This window comes from Pseudomonas sp. TE36184 (assembly GCF_054060055.1).
This window is the reverse complement of the sequence record NZ_JBSSCU010000001.1, coordinates 2,298,637-2,315,096: the sequence shown is the minus strand read 5'-3', so window position 1 is coordinate 2,315,096 and position 16,460 is coordinate 2,298,637. Positions and strand designations below refer to the sequence as shown.

The 16,460-nt window shown below is 59.1% G+C and carries 14 protein-coding genes and 1 pseudogene; 11 read left to right on the top strand and 4 right to left on the bottom strand.

Annotated features, from left to right (window positions below; genetic code table 11):
• Positions 1-2: 2 nt before the first annotated feature.
• Positions 3-440 carry a response regulator gene (locus ACVWZP_RS10085; RefSeq protein ID WP_057004887.1) on the top strand — a complete coding sequence of 146 codons (438 nt, stop codon included), beginning with the start codon at positions 3-5 and terminating at the stop codon, positions 438-440.
• 21 nt (positions 441-461) lie between these two features.
• On the opposite strand, the gene ACVWZP_RS10080 is transcribed toward ACVWZP_RS10085, so the two are convergent.
• From ACVWZP_RS10080 to ACVWZP_RS10065, 4 genes are all read right to left on the bottom strand, one after another.
• Positions 462-1,268, bottom strand: coding sequence for a CheR family methyltransferase (locus ACVWZP_RS10080; RefSeq protein WP_017846988.1), 807 nt, complete (start codon positions 1,266-1,268; stop codon positions 462-464).
• Between the two features lie 21 nt (positions 1,269-1,289).
• Complete coding sequence (locus tag ACVWZP_RS10075; RefSeq protein ID WP_057004888.1) at positions 1,290-1,823, bottom strand: chemotaxis protein CheW; 534 nt, start codon at positions 1,821-1,823, stop codon at positions 1,290-1,292.
• 42 nt (positions 1,824-1,865) lie between these two features.
• Positions 1,866-3,521, bottom strand: coding sequence for a methyl-accepting chemotaxis protein (locus tag ACVWZP_RS10070; RefSeq protein WP_232566461.1), 1,656 nt, complete (start codon positions 3,519-3,521; stop codon positions 1,866-1,868).
• 667 nt (positions 3,522-4,188) lie between these two features.
• The gene (locus ACVWZP_RS10065) at positions 4,189-4,719 is read right to left on the bottom strand and encodes a hypothetical protein (protein ID WP_457369715.1); all 531 of its coding nucleotides are present in this window, start codon (positions 4,717-4,719) and stop codon (positions 4,189-4,191) included.
• Positions 4,720-5,154: 435 nt separating this feature from the next.
• On the opposite strand from ACVWZP_RS10065, the gene ACVWZP_RS10060 reads away from it, so the two are divergent.
• The 10 genes and pseudogenes from ACVWZP_RS10060 to ACVWZP_RS10015 all read left to right on the top strand — a co-directional run bounded on the left by ACVWZP_RS10060 (position 5,155) and on the right by ACVWZP_RS10015 (position 16,444).
• Complete coding sequence (locus tag ACVWZP_RS10060) at positions 5,155-8,049, top strand: PAS domain-containing sensor histidine kinase (RefSeq protein ID WP_457369714.1); 2,895 nt, start codon at positions 5,155-5,157, stop codon at positions 8,047-8,049.
• Positions 8,049-8,678 carry a response regulator gene (locus tag ACVWZP_RS10055; protein ID WP_017846992.1) on the top strand — a complete coding sequence of 210 codons (630 nt, stop codon included), beginning with the start codon at positions 8,049-8,051 and terminating at the stop codon, positions 8,676-8,678. The genes ACVWZP_RS10060 and ACVWZP_RS10055 overlap by 1 nt, the downstream gene beginning before the upstream one ends.
• A 70-nt stretch (positions 8,679-8,748) precedes the next feature.
• Positions 8,749-10,026 carry a methyl-accepting chemotaxis protein gene (locus ACVWZP_RS10050; RefSeq protein WP_372340280.1) on the top strand — a complete coding sequence of 426 codons (1,278 nt, stop codon included), beginning with the start codon at positions 8,749-8,751 and terminating at the stop codon, positions 10,024-10,026.
• A 13-nt stretch (positions 10,027-10,039) separates the two neighbouring features.
• Positions 10,040-10,408: a response regulator gene (locus ACVWZP_RS10045; RefSeq protein WP_017846994.1), complete on the top strand. Its 369-nt coding sequence runs from the start codon at positions 10,040-10,042 to the stop codon at positions 10,406-10,408.
• Positions 10,409-10,441: 33 nt separating this feature from the next.
• Positions 10,442-10,759: an STAS domain-containing protein gene (locus ACVWZP_RS10040; protein ID WP_017846995.1), complete on the top strand. Its 318-nt coding sequence runs from the start codon at positions 10,442-10,444 to the stop codon at positions 10,757-10,759.
• Between the two features lie 4 nt (positions 10,760-10,763).
• A complete protein-coding gene (locus ACVWZP_RS10035; RefSeq protein ID WP_177032505.1) occupies positions 10,764-12,905 on the top strand; it encodes a chemotaxis protein CheA in 2,142 nt (713 codons plus the stop codon).
• A 25-nt stretch (positions 12,906-12,930) separates the two neighbouring features.
• Positions 12,931-14,181, top strand: a pseudogene (locus ACVWZP_RS10030) (MCP four helix bundle domain-containing protein); the annotation flags it as partial.
• Positions 14,164-15,348 carry a methyl-accepting chemotaxis protein gene (locus ACVWZP_RS10025; protein WP_446676549.1) on the top strand — a complete coding sequence of 395 codons (1,185 nt, stop codon included), beginning with the start codon at positions 14,164-14,166 and terminating at the stop codon, positions 15,346-15,348. The pseudogene ACVWZP_RS10030 and the gene ACVWZP_RS10025, both read left to right, overlap by 18 nt.
• A gap of 3 nt (positions 15,349-15,351) precedes the next feature.
• Positions 15,352-15,864: a chemotaxis protein CheW gene (locus ACVWZP_RS10020; protein ID WP_227778821.1), complete on the top strand. Its 513-nt coding sequence runs from the start codon at positions 15,352-15,354 to the stop codon at positions 15,862-15,864.
• Between the two features lie 55 nt (positions 15,865-15,919).
• Positions 15,920-16,444 carry a chemotaxis protein CheW gene (locus ACVWZP_RS10015; RefSeq protein ID WP_026140027.1) on the top strand — a complete coding sequence of 175 codons (525 nt, stop codon included), beginning with the start codon at positions 15,920-15,922 and terminating at the stop codon, positions 16,442-16,444.
• The last annotated feature ends 16 nt before the right edge of the window (positions 16,445-16,460 follow it).

Sequence of the window (16,460 nt, the reverse complement as noted above, 5' to 3'; positions counted from 1 at the left end):
GCATGAACACCACCGAGTTGAGCGAAAAACGCTACACCGTCATGCTGGTGGACGACGAAGAAAGTATCCTCAACAGCCTGCGCCGCTTGCTGCGTGGCAAGCCTTACGATTTGCTGCTGGCCACCAGTGGCGCGCAGGCGCTGAACCTTTTCGAACTGCACCCCATAGACCTGATCGTCTGCGACGCGCGCATGCCGTTCATGGACGGCCCGACCCTGCTCCGTGAGGTGCATAAGCGCGATCCGCACTGCATGAATATCCTGCTGACCGGTTATGCCGACATGAGCATGATCACGCAGGCACTCAGCGATGGGTACATTTTCCGCTACATCAGCAAACCCTGGAAGGATGAAGAGCTTCAGCTCACCCTCGATGAGGCTTTGGAAATGCAATGTGTGCTGCGTGAACGTGACAACCCGAAGAAGCTCATCAGCGAATAGTGGCTCGACAGCTTCGGCGCCTCACGGTTTTTGATAAATCGAAGGCGCCACCAGCTTGAACGCATCGCTGACGCCGTTCAGGCTTTCCGAATGACTGATCATGAAATAGCCGCCACGTCGCAGGAATGGGAGCAGGCGACTGACCACTTTTCGCTTGGTCTCCTGATCAAAGTAAATCATCACGTTGCGCAGGAAAATCACATCGAATTCGCCCAGTTGGGGCAGGGTTTCGATCAGGTTGACTTGCACGAAACTGACCCGCTGGCGCAGGGATTTATCGATCAGGAAGGTACCTTCCTGCTGGCCGATGCCCTTGAGGCAGTATCGACTGAGCAAGGACTGCGGCAGTCTGTTGGCGCGTTCCATCGGGTAATGCCCGTTCCGGGCCTTGGCCAGTACCTGGGTGCTGATGTCCGATCCGATGACCTCCCAGGGCGTGCTGCGCAGGGTTTCGGCAAGGGTCATGGCCAGGCTGTAAGGTTCTTCGCCCGAGGAGCTGGCCGCGCTCCACACCCTGAAGGTCTTGCCTGGCGACGCGAAGGGCAATACCCGTTCGCGCAGGAACTCGAAGTGCTTGGGTTCACGAAAGAAATACGTTTCGTTGGTGGTCAACAGGTCCAGGGCGAACTGCAGTTCGTCGGGGTTCTCCTTGCCCATTATCATTTTGAAATACGCGCCGTAGCTCTCCAGTTCATGGAACTGCAGGCGCTTGAACAGACGCCCGGCAACCAGGGCTTTTTTCATGGGTGACAAGTGGATGCCCGCTGCACCATAGAGCCAGGACTGGAACTGGGTGAATTCACGATCTTCAAGATTGATCTGTTTCAATCCGAACTCCTTGTTCGTGACTTACAGCTCCTGGAGGCTGGGGCTGTCACCGGCGTCCGCCAGTTGAGACATTTCATCCATCGACAGCACCTTGTCCACCTGCAAGACGATGACGAACGTGCCGGCGACCTTGGCCATGCCGCTGATGAAGTCAGGGCGAATGCGCGCGCCAAAGCTGGGGGCCGGCTTGATCTCGTCCGCCGGAATTTCCAGTACCTCTGACACACTGTCCACCAGAAGCCCGATATCCTGGGCCTGGTGGTCCTCGCTACTGGCTTCGAGGATCACCACACAGCTGCGTCGAGAGACCTTCGTGCAGGGCTGTCCGAACCGTGCCTTGAGGTCCAGCACCGGCACCACGGCACCTCGCAGGTTAAGCACGCCGCGCACGAAGTCGGGCATCATCGGCACCGGAGTCACGTGTCCGTACTCGATGATTTCCTTGATGCCCTGGATATCGATGGCGAACATTTCGCCGCCCAGCAGGAGCGTCAGGTACTGCGCCTCCTGCTTTTGAATCGCCGTCGTCTGTCGGGTATCGGTTAACGCGCCCATGTCGCTCTCCTGCATGAAAAAAGCACCGCGTCCGGTTTGCGCTCAGAACCGCGTGAACTCGCTTTCGTCGGGGCCTGCGCTCTTGAGGAAGGTTTTCTGCGGGACCGCTCGCGGTGCCCGCGCCACCGCACGCGATACGCTGCTTGCCTGGCTGGATTTGCCCAGTGTGACGTTCGATGCCTGATCGCTTGCGTCCAGCCTGAAAAAACTCATGGCCTGCTGCAACTGTTCGGCCTGGGTACTCATTTCTTCGGCGGTGGAAGCGAGCTCTTCGCTGCTGGAGGCATTTTGCTGAGTGACCTGGTTGAGTTGGTTCATCGCCGAATTGATCTGCGCCACGCCGGCTGCCTGTTCTTCGGAGGCGGCCGTGATTTCCTGGACCAGATCGGAGGTCTTGTTGATCGACGGCAGCATCTCGCCAAGCAGATGGCCGGCCCGTTCGGCCATTTCGACACTGCTGGTGGACAGCTCGCCTATTTCCAGAGCCGCCACCTGGCTGCGCTCCGCCAGTTTGCGCACTTCGGCCGCCACCACCGCGAAGCCCTTGCCATGTTCGCCGGCTCGCGCCGCTTCAATGGCGGCGTTCAAGGCCAGCAAGTTGGTCTGGTAAGCAATGTCATCGATGATGCTGATGCGTTGCGCGATTTTTTTCATCGCCTGCACCGTCTGCTGAACAGAGTCGCCGCCGTCTCCTGCTTCCTTGGCCGCTTTGCTGGCCATGCCGTCGGTTATCTTGGCGTTCTCGGTGTTCTGGTTAATGCTGGCACTCATTTGTTCGATGGACGCACTGGTTTCTTCGACGCTTGCGGCTTGTTGGCTGGTGGTCTGGCTGATGGCCTGGGCGGTAGCGCTGACTTCCTCCGACGCGCTGGCCAGACCGTCGGCGGCATTGCGCACCTCACCGATAATCTGCGAAAGCTTGCCAATCATTGCCTGCATCGCCGTGAGCACACGCCCGGTTTCGTCCTTGGAACCACCTTCGATCTTCACGGCCAGGTTACCTTCGGCCAGTTGGCTGGCCACATCCACGGCCCTTTTCAGCGGGGTGGAAATGATGCGTGAAATAAACAACGCCAGCGCGATACCCACCAGCAAAGCCACGAGTACCGCGGCGATGATGGACAGTCGCGCATTGGCGTAGATTTCGTTACCGCGTTGATTGGCTGCCGTGGCTCCGGCGTCGTTGAGGTCGATGAGTTTTACCAGGTCGCTGGAGATCTGTTCGAAGTCCCGTTTCGAATCCCCTTTGAGAATGACACTGGTCTGTTCCTTCAAACCCTGCCGCGACTCGGCCAACAGGTTCTTGCTGGTGTTGAGGTAGCTGTTCCAGTTGGTCTTGAGCGTATCGAACAACGCCTGTTCCGCCGGGCTTGAGATCAGCTCTTTTTCATAGCGCGCCATGCGGGTCTCGACTTCCTTGCGGGCATCGACGATCTCCTGTTCATATTGCGCCTGTTCCGTCGGGCTCTCGGCCATCAGATAGCGCAGTTCCTTGACCCGATAGTTGGCGACAAAAAAACGAATGCCGGAGACAACCCGCACCGAAGGCAACCAGTTGTCGCGCATCTCAGCGGCAGTTTCGTTAACCAGGCCCAACTGGATGATGGCGAACACGCCCGTCATGGCCGTCAGCACCAACACCAGCAAGAACGAAGTGATGAGCTTGGTAGCTATCCTTAAATCGTAGAACCATTTCATTGAAAGGCCTCTCCATGTGCGGTGCGGTTGGCTGAATTGCCGGGTTTGCTATCGTTCGAGGAATAAACAGCGGTTTGCCCAGGCGTTTGCTGGGCGCGTTGTCTGGTTGTCGGTGCGCCAGCCGCTCAATAGCAGGGCGCACGCGCCACAGGCAGCGGCTACGAGCGATAAGTGGAAAAAAGTGCGAGCCTGAGGAAGCGGCTGCAAGTTGCCGTATGACGACATAGGTTCCTCCCTGAATCAGTAAATAGCGATCCTTCTCACATCAGCCTATCGGCTCGGGCCAAGATCAACTTGAGCGCAGAACAGGTCAGTCGTCGGTCAGCGGTAAAATAATTCGGTTTTACCGGGGCGGTAAGTAAGGGCTGTAATAAAAAACGGCCCGGCAGCGGTGATTTATATAATCGGTAGACGACTGACGGAGGCGTGGCGTTATATAAATAGCGCGCAATCGCCGCGTGCGAGTCCTTCAACGTCATGATTGCCTCCTAGTTTCTTTGTCCTATCCAGGTTTCTAAGGCCTTGGAACTCATAGGTTTTTCTATCAAGTAACGCTGCAGAACTTCTTGGTTTTCTACACCTTCTGCAACGACTCGGTAGCCGATATTTTGAAGTTATGCAGAATACGTTCGCAAATTTGCTCAGGGCCCGGCTCATTCATTGAGAATCAAGCCGAATCGCGTCGGACTGATTTTATAAAGCAAGCAATTATTGGGTAGCACTTTTGTAGGCGCGACGTTATCGTCAGGATCACGTCTTGTGCACAGATATAACCCGGTGCCTTGACTATATCGTTGAGGACTTTCGGCGTAATGACGTCGACTGCGTCAATCTCGCATGCGCTGTTTACCCGGACCGTTTGATGTATATCTTCCTCAAACCTCAATCGATTAAACAACCCGGTGGGTTGGTCTACGAAGTTACGAGCGCGCATGTTGCAGATACGCATCATGACCCGTTCAGCGAAGTCATTGAGCATGCCTCTGTCCAACTCGCTCATGGGCGCGCGCGTGGCAGTGTCAATAATGCAGAGCTCATCGACGATTGAGGCCCGCGTGACCGGCGCGTTGAAATACGCCGAGGTCATTGCGGCGATTTTGTCGAAGACTTCGTCGGAGTCGCTGCCCGCGGGGCAAAATTTGGCGACCTCTTTTAGCCTTTCAGCTTCATTCGACGGAATAGGAGCGCCTTCGCCCATGATGACCCTCGCAATTGCTTGGTTCTACCTACAAGGTATCAGGTGATGATGTCATTATGATATCATTTTTTCGTTCGCTGCAACGCTCAACGGTCTGCGCCTCGGCGTTGCGGGTGAGCACAGACAAGAGGTGATGCAAAACCCGCGACGGCCCACGAGTATTGACTTGGATCAGTTCCTGTAGCGCATTCTCTTCTATCGTGCTGCAGCTCTTCGAAGCCTGATATTGGGCTACAGTTCGAGCAAAGGATTGAGTCGTGGGTCTGAAGGCGCTTTAACGCGAGATAGACAAGTTGGCGGTGAGGGGCCGTGCTCTCGTAAAAACGTCAATGTTCAGGCGTTTCCGATTTCCAGTGCTGCGTAGAAGGTTGCTAGGCGTTTTACCCGCCTTGCAAATATCGTTAAGTCCGTTCAACGACCGAGGGCACAGGGACGATGGCTCGCGACGCACAGGCAGTGGCTGACGACGATACGTTGCGAACCCTCGAGAGTGTGCTCGGCTGTCTGTCCATTGCGGTTGTGGCGCTGGACCGCGCCGCTCGGGTTATCTCCGGCAATCCCGCGTTCGCCCAACTGCAAGTTCAAAATGGCGTTTCTCCGGCAGCGGGCGGCGAGTTCATCGCCCTCCTGCGGCCCGAAGACCATGGGCTGTTTTATGCCGCGCTGGAAACGGCCGCAGGGAACACGCGGGCTGGTTTCGCGGCATTGAGCAGAGGGGCGTGCGGGCTGGACGTCTCCCTGACGCTGTGGCGCGATGCGTATTTTATTGTCGAGGTCGTTGCCCGCCAGGGCGCGTCGGCCCCGTCATCCGAAACCGAAAGCTACGCGCAGATCCCGCTCAGGTCGATTTTCGATTCCTCCGGCACCGGCCTGGCGCTGGTGTCGCTGGACGGTCATTGGCTACGGGCCAATGGCGTCATCTGCAGGTTGCTTGGGTATAGCGAAGCGCAGTTGCAAACCACCACATTCATGGCACTGACCCACCCCGAGGACCGCGAGGTCGGCAAGCAGTTGATCGACGAACTCAAGCGCGGTGCAAGGTCGGGCGCGACGTTGCATAAACGCTATATCCATCGCGACGGGCGGGTGGTGTGGGCGCGGTTGACCGTGGGAATGGTGCGGGACGATCAGGGGCAGCCGCTCTGCTTTGTGTCCCAACTGGAGGACATCACCGAGAACTGGCAGCTGCGCGAAACGCTGGTGGGCAGCGAACTCAAATTTCTCACCCTCGCGGAAAGTTCACCCAACATCATCGTTCGCTACAACCGCAACCTGTTGCGCACTTACGTCAACCCGGCCTTTTTGCGCTTGACCGGCATGTCTTATGACGAGTCGATAGGCGTGAGCCCCGACGAGGACGCGGGTGACTATATCAACCAGCTGCGCCATGTCGTTGCGACGGGCGAAACCGCGCAATTCCTCGACAGTTGGACCTTCGCGGACAGTACCGAGTTGGTCAGTTGTGCGGTCAGCCTGACGGCCGAGCGCAGCCCGACAGGCGAGGTGATCGGCGTGTTGGCGCTGGCCCACGACATTACCGAGTTGTGCAAACAACAGGTCCTGGAAGACGCGCGCTTGGGGATTTTCGAAAAAATGGCGACGGGCGCGCCCCTGGAAGAAACGCTCGGGCTCCTGGTGGACTATCTGCAATTGGCCTTGCCCCATCGGTCCTGCCGGGTGCAGCTGGTAGCGCCGCTCGGCACCGGCGCGGTGATGAATACGGCGTCTGCCGTAGGCTGGTCCGAGCCGATCGTGGACAAACAAGGTCATGTGCTCGGCACTTTCGAGTTGTCCCAGGCGTCCGGCGCCGGGCCGGATGAGAGCGACATCCTGCGCGTGCGCCAGACCTGTCATATTGCGGCGATCGCGATCGAACGCTGGCAGTCAGAGTCGTTGCTCCGCGAGCGCGAGCGTCGTTACCGTGACATTTTCGACCATACCCTGGACATGCTTTGCCTGCTGGAAATGACGGCGGTCGGTTGCCTGCGTTGTGTCGAGGTCAACCCGGCGTTGTTGCGCGCGCTGGGCAAACCGCATGCCGATGTCATCGGTGAGCCGCTGGAGTTGATCTTTGGTCGATTGGGCGCGCAAAAGATCCAGGCGCTCTGTGAGCAATGCACAAGCGCCGGGCGGGTGGTTGAGTCGGATGAGGGCATGGTGCTTCGCAACGAAGTCCGTCAACTGCACTTTACGCTGGTGCCGGTGGCGGATTCAGGGCGTGTGGCGGCGCGGATATTGGTGATCAGCCGCGACATTACCCTGTTGATCAGGGCCCGGCAGAAAGAACTCGGACGCCAGCACGACATCAGCGCACTGGTCGAAAACAGCCCGGACGCTATCGCTCGGTTGAGTGCTCATGGCGAAGTGCTCTACGTCAATGCGCAGTTGCGAAGATGGGTGGGCGGGGCCTGGCCGGAACTGATGGGCATGCCCATGGACGCGGTGGCGCCGCTGAACCATCAGTCTCAGCTGTTTCGCGAATTGGTGGCCCAAGTGATTCAGGAAAATAAAGCGACGGAGCAGGAGTTTCTGCTCTCGGGGTTGAAGAGCGCACCCAAAGTGGTACTGATCCACTTTGTTCCAGAGGTCGACGGCCAGCGGGTCGTGAGTGTGCTGGCGGTGGGGCGCGATATTTCCAGGCTGCGGGCTGCCGAGCGGCGCCTGGCCAACTCCAATGCACAATTGCGCGATCTGTCGACCCGTCGCGAAACGGCGCGGGAAGAGGAGCGCAAACTGATCGCCAGGGAGATCCATGATGAGCTGGGCCAGCACTTGACGGCACTGCGCATGGGGATATCACTGTTGAGGTTTCAATTCGGCGCTTCGACACCCGAGCTGACCCCGCAGGTCGAGCGGCTGATGGTGCTGACCGACAAGACGATCCAGGTCGTGCGTGATGTCTCCACCAGCCTGCGACCGTCCGCGTTAAACCTGGGGCTGGTTTCCGGTCTTGAGTGGCTGACCACCGAGTTCGTCACCTTGACCCGGGTTCCCTGTGTGTTACACCTGCCGTCGATTCCCCTGACGCTCCCCGATACCCACGTCACCGCCGCGTTTCGCATCGTGCAGGAGTCGTTGACCAATATCGCGCGTTACGCCGAAGCGACACAGGTCAGCGTCACCCTGAGCCCGCAGGAAACCAACTGGCTACTGGAGGTCCAGGATAACGGCAAGGGGTTTGACCCCGACGCCGTCACCCGGCAGACCCTGGGGCTGGCCGGGATGCGTGAGCGCGGCCTGATGTTGGGCGGCAAAGTGATTGTTTTCAGCCATCCCGGACAGGGCACAACAGTCCAGGCATTCATTCCGATGCACAAGGATACGTATTAATGATTCGCATGCTGATCGCCGATGACCACACCATCATGCGCGAAGGGCTCAAGCAGTTGTTCATGCTGGTCGCCGACGTCCAGGTGGTGGCCGAAGCCGAGAGTGGCACGCAAGTGATCGAGCTGTTGCGCCAGGTCGAGATCGACCTGCTGCTGCTCGATATGAACATGCCGGGTATCAGCGGCGAAATCCTGATCGCCCGCCTGCATACCCAGTACCCGGAGCTGCCGATCCTGGTGTTGAGCATGCATAACGAAATCCACATTGCGCAACGCGCACTGCGCGCTGGTGCGCTCGGCTACCTCACCAAGGACCGCGACCCCGAGACCCTGTTGGTTGCCATGCGACGAGTGGCCAGCGGCCAACGTTACCTGGACCCGGCGCTGGCAGAGCAGATTGCCCTGCAAAGCAGTGGCCTGAAGCAACAGACCTACGTTGAAAGCCTGTCCGATCGCGAGTTTCAGATTCTGCGCTTGCTGGCTCATGGCATGAGCGTCAACCAGATCGCCGAACAGTTGGTCATCAGCAACAAGACGGTCAGCACCCACAAGACCCGGCTCATGGAAAAGATGGGGTTCGGCTCTACGGCGGACATTGTGCGCTTCGCCATGACCTTGGGTATTTCGTGAGCAAGCCCCTTGTGTAGGGATTTTCCTACCTTGGTTGCCGGTATCCCTACCCTGGAATAGGGATGGTCCGATGGCCGTGGTGCCATTATTGGGCCAGTATCCCTCTCAAGCAATCGAACTGCCGATCAACCGGCGACGAGATGCTTCGATTGGGAGACAGACCGTGAGCGAACAGACCACACCCCCCTCGGCTGCTTTGATAGTGTTTCCGGTCGCCTTGGCCGGTCTGCTCGGAGGTCTTGCGGTTGCCTACAGCAATGACTTCAGCGCATGGGCTGTGGCGGCAGGGGGCGCGTTGTTGGTGCTGTGCGTTGGCTTGGGCCTTTGGGCAAACAGATGCTTCCAGGCGCATTGCAACAGCCTGCAACGCCAGCTCGATCAGCCGCCCGAGGTCTCGGCGACATTGGCCGTCGATAACGGCCTGTCAGACGTGTGCCTCAGCGTGCTTCCCGTTTGGTCCAGGCAGATCGAAGCCGCGCGCGTGATCAGCGAAACGTCCATCCTCAAGCTCAGCGAACGCTTTGGCACGCTGTCATCGAACATCAGCCACAGCGTGGCCAGCAACGGCGGGCAAGATGCTTCCCAGCAATTGGTCGACTTGCTGGAAGTCGGCCAGCGCGACCTCAATTCCATCGTGCTGGCCCTGCGCTCCGCGCTCTCCAATAAAGAGAGCGAACTCAAAGAAGTCCTGCAACTCTCCGGCTTCACCGAACAACTTCAGCAGATGGCCAAGTTTGTCGGTGACATCGCCAGTCAAACCAACCTGCTTGCCCTCAACGCCGCCATCGAGGCCGCGCGCGCCGGTGAGGCGGGGCGAGGTTTTGCGGTGGTCGCCGATGAAGTGCGCAAGCTGTCGAGTATGTCCGGCGAGACCGGGCGCAAGATCAGTGAAACCGTGAATACCGTCAACGCGGCCATTGCCCGCACGGTGCAAATGTCCCGCCACCACGCTGAACAAGACACCTTGACCCTCGCGGATTCGGAGCGTGTGGTCTCGCAGGTCATCGAACATTTTCGCGGTACCGCCCAGACCCTCGTGCGCAACAGCCATGACCTGCAACAGCAGAGCGCCAACGTCGCCGACGAGATTGCCCAGGTGCTGGTCGCCTTGCAGTTCCAGGACCGCGTCAGCCAGATGTTGACGCTGATTACCCGCGACCTGGACAAGCTCCAGCAGCAATTGGACGAGCGCCAGGCATCGAGCCTGAGCGGGCATACCCTCAGCCCGATGGTCAGTGATCGTTGGCTGCAAGAGCTTTCAACGGCCTACACCATGCCGGAGCAACACGCTATCCATGGCGGTAACACGCACGCCAAGTCCGATGACAGCGAAATCACCTTTTTCTAGAGGAGCTTTTCCGATGAGCAAAACCATTCTGATCGTCGACGACTCTGCCTCCATCCGGCAGGTGGTCAGCATCACTCTCAAAGGCGCGGGTTATGACGTGATCGAAGGCTGTGATGGCAAAGATGCGCTGAGCAAACTGGACGGACGCAAAATCCACCTGATTGTCAGTGACGTGAACATGCCCAACATGGACGGCTTCAGCTTCGTCAAGGCGGCCAAGCTATTGCCGGCCTACAAGTTCACGCCGGTCATCATGCTGACCACCGAGGCCAGTGATGCGATGAAGCAGCAAGGCCAGGCCTCCGGTGCCAAGGCGTGGATGGTCAAGCCCTTTCAGCCGGCGCAAATGCTCACTGCCGTCTCCAAGTTGATCCTGCCATAGCAATGACCAGCGACCGCTGGCCAGGAGGTTTCCATGAAAAGCACCGTACCGATGCTACGTCGAATCCAGGTCATGGAAGGCCCCCTGACGATCTACACCGCCACTGAACAAAAAGACCTGTTGTTGTCGTTGTTTCCGCTGGCGCATGAGGTTGAGTTGGACTTGTCCAATGTCGACGAACTGGACAGCGCCGGTCTGCAATTGTTGATCCTCATCAAACGCGAGTCGCTCAAGGACGGAACGCAGCTGTTGCTGAGCAACCCGAGCGCGACCGTAATCGAAGCAATACGGCTCAGCGGTCTTGACGACTACTTCGCCAATCCGCTTTTCGCCCAGTCGCTTGGAGCATGATCGTATGGCCCAGCCCATGAACATGGATGACGTGCTGCAGACTTTCATTGCCGAGAGTCGCGAGCTCCTGCTGCAAATGGAAGACGCACTGCTGCAGATCGAGAGGTCGCCGCAGGACCTCGACACCATCAACGGCTTGTTCCGCGTGGCCCACACCATCAAAGGCTCGGCCGGCTTGTTTGGCTTGATGCCCATCGTTGAGTTCACCCATGTCGCCGAAAGCGTCCTGGACCGGGTCCGCAGCCTGGAAGTGCGCGTCGACGAGGCATTGAGTGCGTTGTTTCTCGATGCCCGTGACCATATCGGCCAGTTGATCGACCTGCTGGCCGAGGATGGCAACCTTGACCGATTGGACGAACCGCTGCGGGTCCAGGGCCAATGCCTGGGCGAGCGGCTCGCGCAGTACCTGGAAGGCTCGGTGCCGAGTGCTTCGCCTGCTCCAGCCACGCTGCCGGCGGACGAGCCGGGCGCAAGTCCCGGCCACTGGCACTTGTCCCTGCGCTTTGGTCCGGATGTATTGCGCAACGGCATGGACCCGCTGGCGTTCCTGCGTTACCTGAGCACGTTGGGGCAGTTGCTGCATACCGTCACACTGTGCGAGGGGTTGCCGCCGTTTGCGTCGATGGACCCGGAAACCAACTACCTGGGCTTTGAACTCGCGCTGCTCAGCGATGCCTCGCGGGAGGTCATCGACGGGGCATTTGATTTTGTGCGCGATGACGCGCTCGTCCAGATCCTTGCACCGCAAGCCTCTGTCCAAGCCTGTCGCGCGCATCTCGACGGATTGCCGGAAGACAATGCCGTGCTGCTTGAGCTGCTGGTGCGTTGCGGCACATTGACGGAGTCCCAGGCCCTGCTCGTCACCCAGGAGGGTGAGCATGCTCCAGTCGAGATGCGCGGCGAGCTGGACGCACCACCCGATTCAGTCGCGCCGTTGATCAAGGCCGGCAAGGGTGCGGCGAGCAACGAAGGCAACCTGATCCGCGTCGATGCCGCCAAGCTGGACCAACTGATCAACCTGGTTGGCGAGCTGATCATCGCCGGAGCCGGAGCCAACCTGGTGGCAGTGCGTAGCGGGATTGGCGAGATGATCGAAGCCACCAGCCTGTTATCGCGCTTGGTGGAAGAGGTGCGTGACTCGGCACTGACCCTGCGCATGGTGCAGATCGGCGCGACATTCACGCGCTTCCAGCGGGTGGTGCGCGACGTCTCCAAGGAACTGGGCAAGGACATCGTGCTGCAGATCGGCGGTGGCGAGACCGAGTTGGACAAGACCGTCGTCGAACGTATCGGCGACCCGTTGACGCACTTGGTGCGCAACGCCATGGACCATGGCATCGAGGCCGTATCGACGCGTCTTCAACGGGGCAAGCCGGCCCAGGGCACGGTACGCCTGAATGCCTACCACGAGTCCGGCAGTATCGTGATCGAAGTGTCGGACGACGGCGGTGGCCTGGCCAAGGACAAAATCCTGGCCAAGGCCCGCGAGCGTGGCCTGGTGGGGGACGGCCAGCTACCGGCGGATAAAGACATCCTGAACTTGATTTTCGAGCCGGGCTTCTCCACCGCCGACCAGGTCAGCAACCTGTCCGGCCGCGGGGTGGGCATGGATGTGGTCAAGCGCAATATCACCGCGTTGCGCGGCAGCGTGAGCCTCGAGAGCGAAGAAGGGCAGGGCACAACGGTACGGATTCGTCTGCCGCTGACCCTGGCCATCATCGACGGCTTTCTGATCGGGGTGGGCAAGGCTTCTTATGTCATCCCGCTGAACATGGTGGAGGAGTGCATCGAGCTGGCGCCTGGACAGGGCGCAGACACCGGCTACCTGGACCTGCGTGGAGATGTGCTGCCGATCCTGCGCCTGCGGGACATGTTCGATGTGCAAGAACCTCGAGGCAGTCGAGAAAACGTGGTCGTCGTGCAATACGCCGGCCTGCGTGCTGGCTTGGTGGTCGATCGCTTGCAGGGGGAGTTTCAAACCGTGATCAAGCCATTGGGCAAAGTGTTTGGTGAGGCCCATGGGCTCGGCGGGTTCACCATCCTTGGCAGTGGAGCCGTCGCCCTGATTCTGGATATACCCAATTTGTTAGGACACGTTGCCAAGGACGCCACCCACCGTTCGATCCCAAGTCCGTTATCGACTTAATGAGCGTCATCAGGAGTTCCTCGCCATGACCGTTATCAGAAATATCATGCTGTTGGTTTTCACCGCAGTGCTCGGCGTTGTCGTGTTGGGTGGTACCAGCCTTTACCTGGCCGGTGAAATCAATACGAGCGCCAGTTATGCCAACGTCAATACCGTGCCCAGCTTGCTGGAAATCGACCGTGCGGCGGCTGCGTTCACCGACCTTCACGCCCTGGAATGGCAGCGTCTGAACGATTCCGAAAAAAACTTCGTGTCCAGCTATGCGCAGAACGTGGCACAGAACTTCAGCGCGATTGGCAAAGCCCTGGATCACTATGAGGCCGCATTGGTCTCCGACGACCATGACGCAGCACTGTTGAAGCAGTTACGTGGCCGCTTGGGTGAATTTGCGACCCTGCAGGCGCATTTCGACAAGTTCATCGACGCCGGTGATCAAGCCTCGGCCCGCGCATTGATCGAGGCCAGCCAGCCATTGCAGAGCGCGGTGCTGACGACGATCGGTGAGCTGCGCGAATACAACCTGGAACTGGGGCGCAAGGGCCAATTGGTTGCCACCGCCACTGAGAAGAATGCCCGCTCCCTCATCCTGCTGGTCAGCGCGCTGACATTTTTAGCCACCGCGTTGGTGGGCGCACTTCTGGGGCGCAACCTGATGCGCCAACTCGGCGGCGAACCGGTGGCCGTGCGCGCTTTCGCCGCTCGCTTGTCAGCGGGGGAGCTGGATGCCAAAGCCACGCTCAAGCCCGGTGACACCACGAGCTTGATGGCGTCCATGCAACAACTGGGCGCGAGCCTGCATGGGCTGGTCGCGGAGATAAACCGCATGTCCAGTGAACACGACAAGGGCGACATCGATGCACAGATCGATGCTGGCCGCTTTCATGGCAGTTACCGCTCCATGGCCCAGGGCATCAACGAGATGGTCAACGGCCATATCAGCGTGAAGAAAAAAGCCATGGCCTGCATCCGCGCCTTTGGTGAAGGTGATCTGTCGGCGTCGCTGGAAAAATTCCCGGGCAAAAAAGCCTTTATCAATGAAAACATCGAGCTGCTGCGCAGCAATGTGCTGGCGTTGATCCATGAGATGCAGCACATGTCCAGCGAGCATGAAAAAGGCGACATTGACGTCATGATCGACGTCGATCGCTTCTCGGGTTCGTACCGCGATATCGGTCAGGGCATCAATCAGATGGTCAGTGGCCATATCAGCGTGAAGAAAAAAGCCATGGCCTGTATCCGCGCGTTCGGCGAAGGCAATCTGTCAGCACCGCTTGAGCAATTTCCCGGCAAAAAAGCCTTTATCAACGAGAACATCGAGCAACTGCGGGCCAATATCCTGGCGCTCGTCGAAGACACCAGCCAGATCAGCGACAGCGCGCTGATCGGCAAACTCGATACCCGGCCTGACGCCGCTCGGCATCAAGGTGATTTCCGCCGCATCATCCTGGGGATCAACGGTTCGCTGGATGCGATCATCGTGCCGATTACTGAAGCGATGGATGTCTTGTCGGCGATGTCCAATGGCGACCTGACCCGGACCATCAACGGCGACTATCAAGGCAAGTTCCTGGAACTGAAAAACTCGGTCAACGGCACCGTGGAAAAACTCTCGGAAATCATCGGCGAAGTGCGCGGTTCGGCCGATTCGCTGTCCAGTGCTTCCGAGGAGATCTCCGCCACTGCGCAAAGCATGGCGCAGTCGGCGTCCGAACAGGCCGCGTCGGTGGAGCAGACCTCGGCATCGATGGAGCAGATGTCGGCGTCCATTGCTCAAAATACCGAAAATGCCAAGGTGACCGACGGCATGGCGGGTAAAGCCAACAAGGAAGCCTCGGAAGGCGGTCGCGCCGTGAAGGACACGGTGGCGGCGATGAAGACCATCGCTGAGAAAATCGGCATCGTCGACTCCATTGCTTACCAGACCAACCTGTTGGCGCTCAACGCGGCGATCGAAGCGGCGCGTGCCGGCGAGCACGGCAAAGGCTTCGCGGTGGTGGCGGCCGAAGTGCGCAAACTGGCCGAGCGCAGCCAGATCGCGGCGCAGGAAATCAGTGAAGTGGCCAAGAACAGCGTGGCCTTGGCGGAACGGGCGGGCAACCTGCTTGACGAGATTGTGCCCTCGATCGCCAAGACCTCTGACCTGGTGCAGGAAATCGCGGCCGCCTCGGAAGAACAATCCATCGGCTCTGAGCAAATCAACAGCGCGATGTCGCAGATGAGCCAACTGACCCAGCAAAACGCTTCGGCCTCCGAGGAACTGGCGGCGACGGCTGAGGAAATGAGCGGCCAGGCCGAGCAGTTGCAGGAACTCATGGGCTTTTTCAGCGTACAGAGCAAGCGCGCCGGGCGGACCGCCTCGATGCCCGTGATCAATCGCGCGGCATCCACGTTCGACCAGGATAGCCGTGCGGTGGAGAGCGGTTTCGTCCGCTTCGGGAGCTGACCCATGAGCGCCACAGCCGTTATGCCGAGCACTTTGGAGTCAGCGCCGCAGGTCGATGAGCCCTTGCAGTACCTGACCTTCTTGGCTGACCAGCAGATGTATGCGGTCAATACACTGAACGTTCGCGAAATCATCGAATACAACCAGGTGACCACGGTGCCGATGATGCCGACGTTCCTGCGCGGGGTGATCAACCTGCGCGGTTCAGTGGTGCCGTTAGTGGACCTCAAGGCACGGTTTGGCAAGGGTGTGACGGTGCTGGGCAGCCGAACGTGCATCGTCATTCTTGAAGCGGCGAAGGAGGGCGAGTCCCAGGTGCTGGGGGTGGTGGTGGACTCGGTCAGCGAAGTGATCGAGATCCTCGATATCGATATCAAGCCCGCGCCGGCCTTTGGTAACCCTATCCGTACCGACTTCATCCGGGGGATGACCAAGGTGCGAGGTGCGTTTGTCACGCTGCTGCAAATCGAGCAGGTGTTGTGTGTCGATGAGATGGCCGGCTTGATGCGAGCTTGACGTGTACGACCGCGCCTCCCGGCGCGGCCGCAAAGTAATCGATGCGAGGTGAGTCATGGCGTTATCCATCGCAAGTCCAGGGAAAGCCACGGTCTCGAGCCCTAGCCAATACCTCACCTTCGAGTTGGGGGATGAGATGTTCGCCGTCGGCACGCTCAACGTGCGAGAGATCATCGAATACGGACCGATCACCAGCGTGCCGTTGCTGCCGCCCAGCATCCGCGGCGTGATCAATCTGCGCGGCGCGGCGGTTCCTGTGCTGGACCTGGGTGTGCGCTTTCGCGGCGAGCGCACGGTGCAGACCTCGAGGACCTGCTTTGTGATCCTTGAGGTACAGGCCAATGCCGGGGGCAAGCCGGTGGGCATCATTGTGGATGCGGTCAGCGAGGTCCTTGAAATCGCCGATCAGGATATCGAACCGTCCTTGAATTTCGGGACCGATGTCAGAGCGGACTTCCTGTTGGGCATCGGCAAATTGGAGAGCGGTTTTGTGTTGTTGCTGGATATCGGTCGTGTGTTGTCCCTGGAACAGGTCGATGTGCTGGCAACCCTTGATCCCTTGCTGCCTTCAACTGCCTGATTGTTTTTTGGGAGTG

Excerpts from the sequence above, each read along its gene's own strand:
- ACVWZP_RS10020 (WP_227778821.1), top strand. The coding sequence starts at position 15,352 with ATGAGCGCCACAGCCGTTATGCCGAGCACTTTGGAGTCAGCGCCGCAG.
- ACVWZP_RS10070 (WP_232566461.1), bottom strand. The coding sequence starts at position 3,521 with ATGAAATGGTTCTACGATTTAAGGATAGCTACCAAGCTCATCACTTCG.
- ACVWZP_RS10050 (WP_372340280.1), top strand. The coding sequence starts at position 8,749 with ATGGCCGTGGTGCCATTATTGGGCCAGTATCCCTCTCAAGCAATCGAA.
- ACVWZP_RS10065 (WP_457369715.1), bottom strand. The coding sequence starts at position 4,719 with ATGGGCGAAGGCGCTCCTATTCCGTCGAATGAAGCTGAAAGGCTAAAA.
- ACVWZP_RS10060 (WP_457369714.1), top strand. The coding sequence starts at position 5,155 with ATGGCTCGCGACGCACAGGCAGTGGCTGACGACGATACGTTGCGAACC.
- ACVWZP_RS10075 (WP_057004888.1), bottom strand. The coding sequence starts at position 1,823 with ATGGGCGCGTTAACCGATACCCGACAGACGACGGCGATTCAAAAGCAG.
- ACVWZP_RS10055 (WP_017846992.1), top strand. The coding sequence starts at position 8,049 with ATGATTCGCATGCTGATCGCCGATGACCACACCATCATGCGCGAAGGG.
- ACVWZP_RS10085 (WP_057004887.1), top strand. The coding sequence starts at position 3 with ATGAACACCACCGAGTTGAGCGAAAAACGCTACACCGTCATGCTGGTG.
- ACVWZP_RS10040 (WP_017846995.1), top strand. The coding sequence starts at position 10,442 with ATGAAAAGCACCGTACCGATGCTACGTCGAATCCAGGTCATGGAAGGC.
- ACVWZP_RS10035 (WP_177032505.1), top strand. The coding sequence starts at position 10,764 with ATGGCCCAGCCCATGAACATGGATGACGTGCTGCAGACTTTCATTGCC.
- ACVWZP_RS10045 (WP_017846994.1), top strand. The coding sequence starts at position 10,040 with ATGAGCAAAACCATTCTGATCGTCGACGACTCTGCCTCCATCCGGCAG.
- ACVWZP_RS10015 (WP_026140027.1), top strand. The coding sequence starts at position 15,920 with ATGGCGTTATCCATCGCAAGTCCAGGGAAAGCCACGGTCTCGAGCCCT.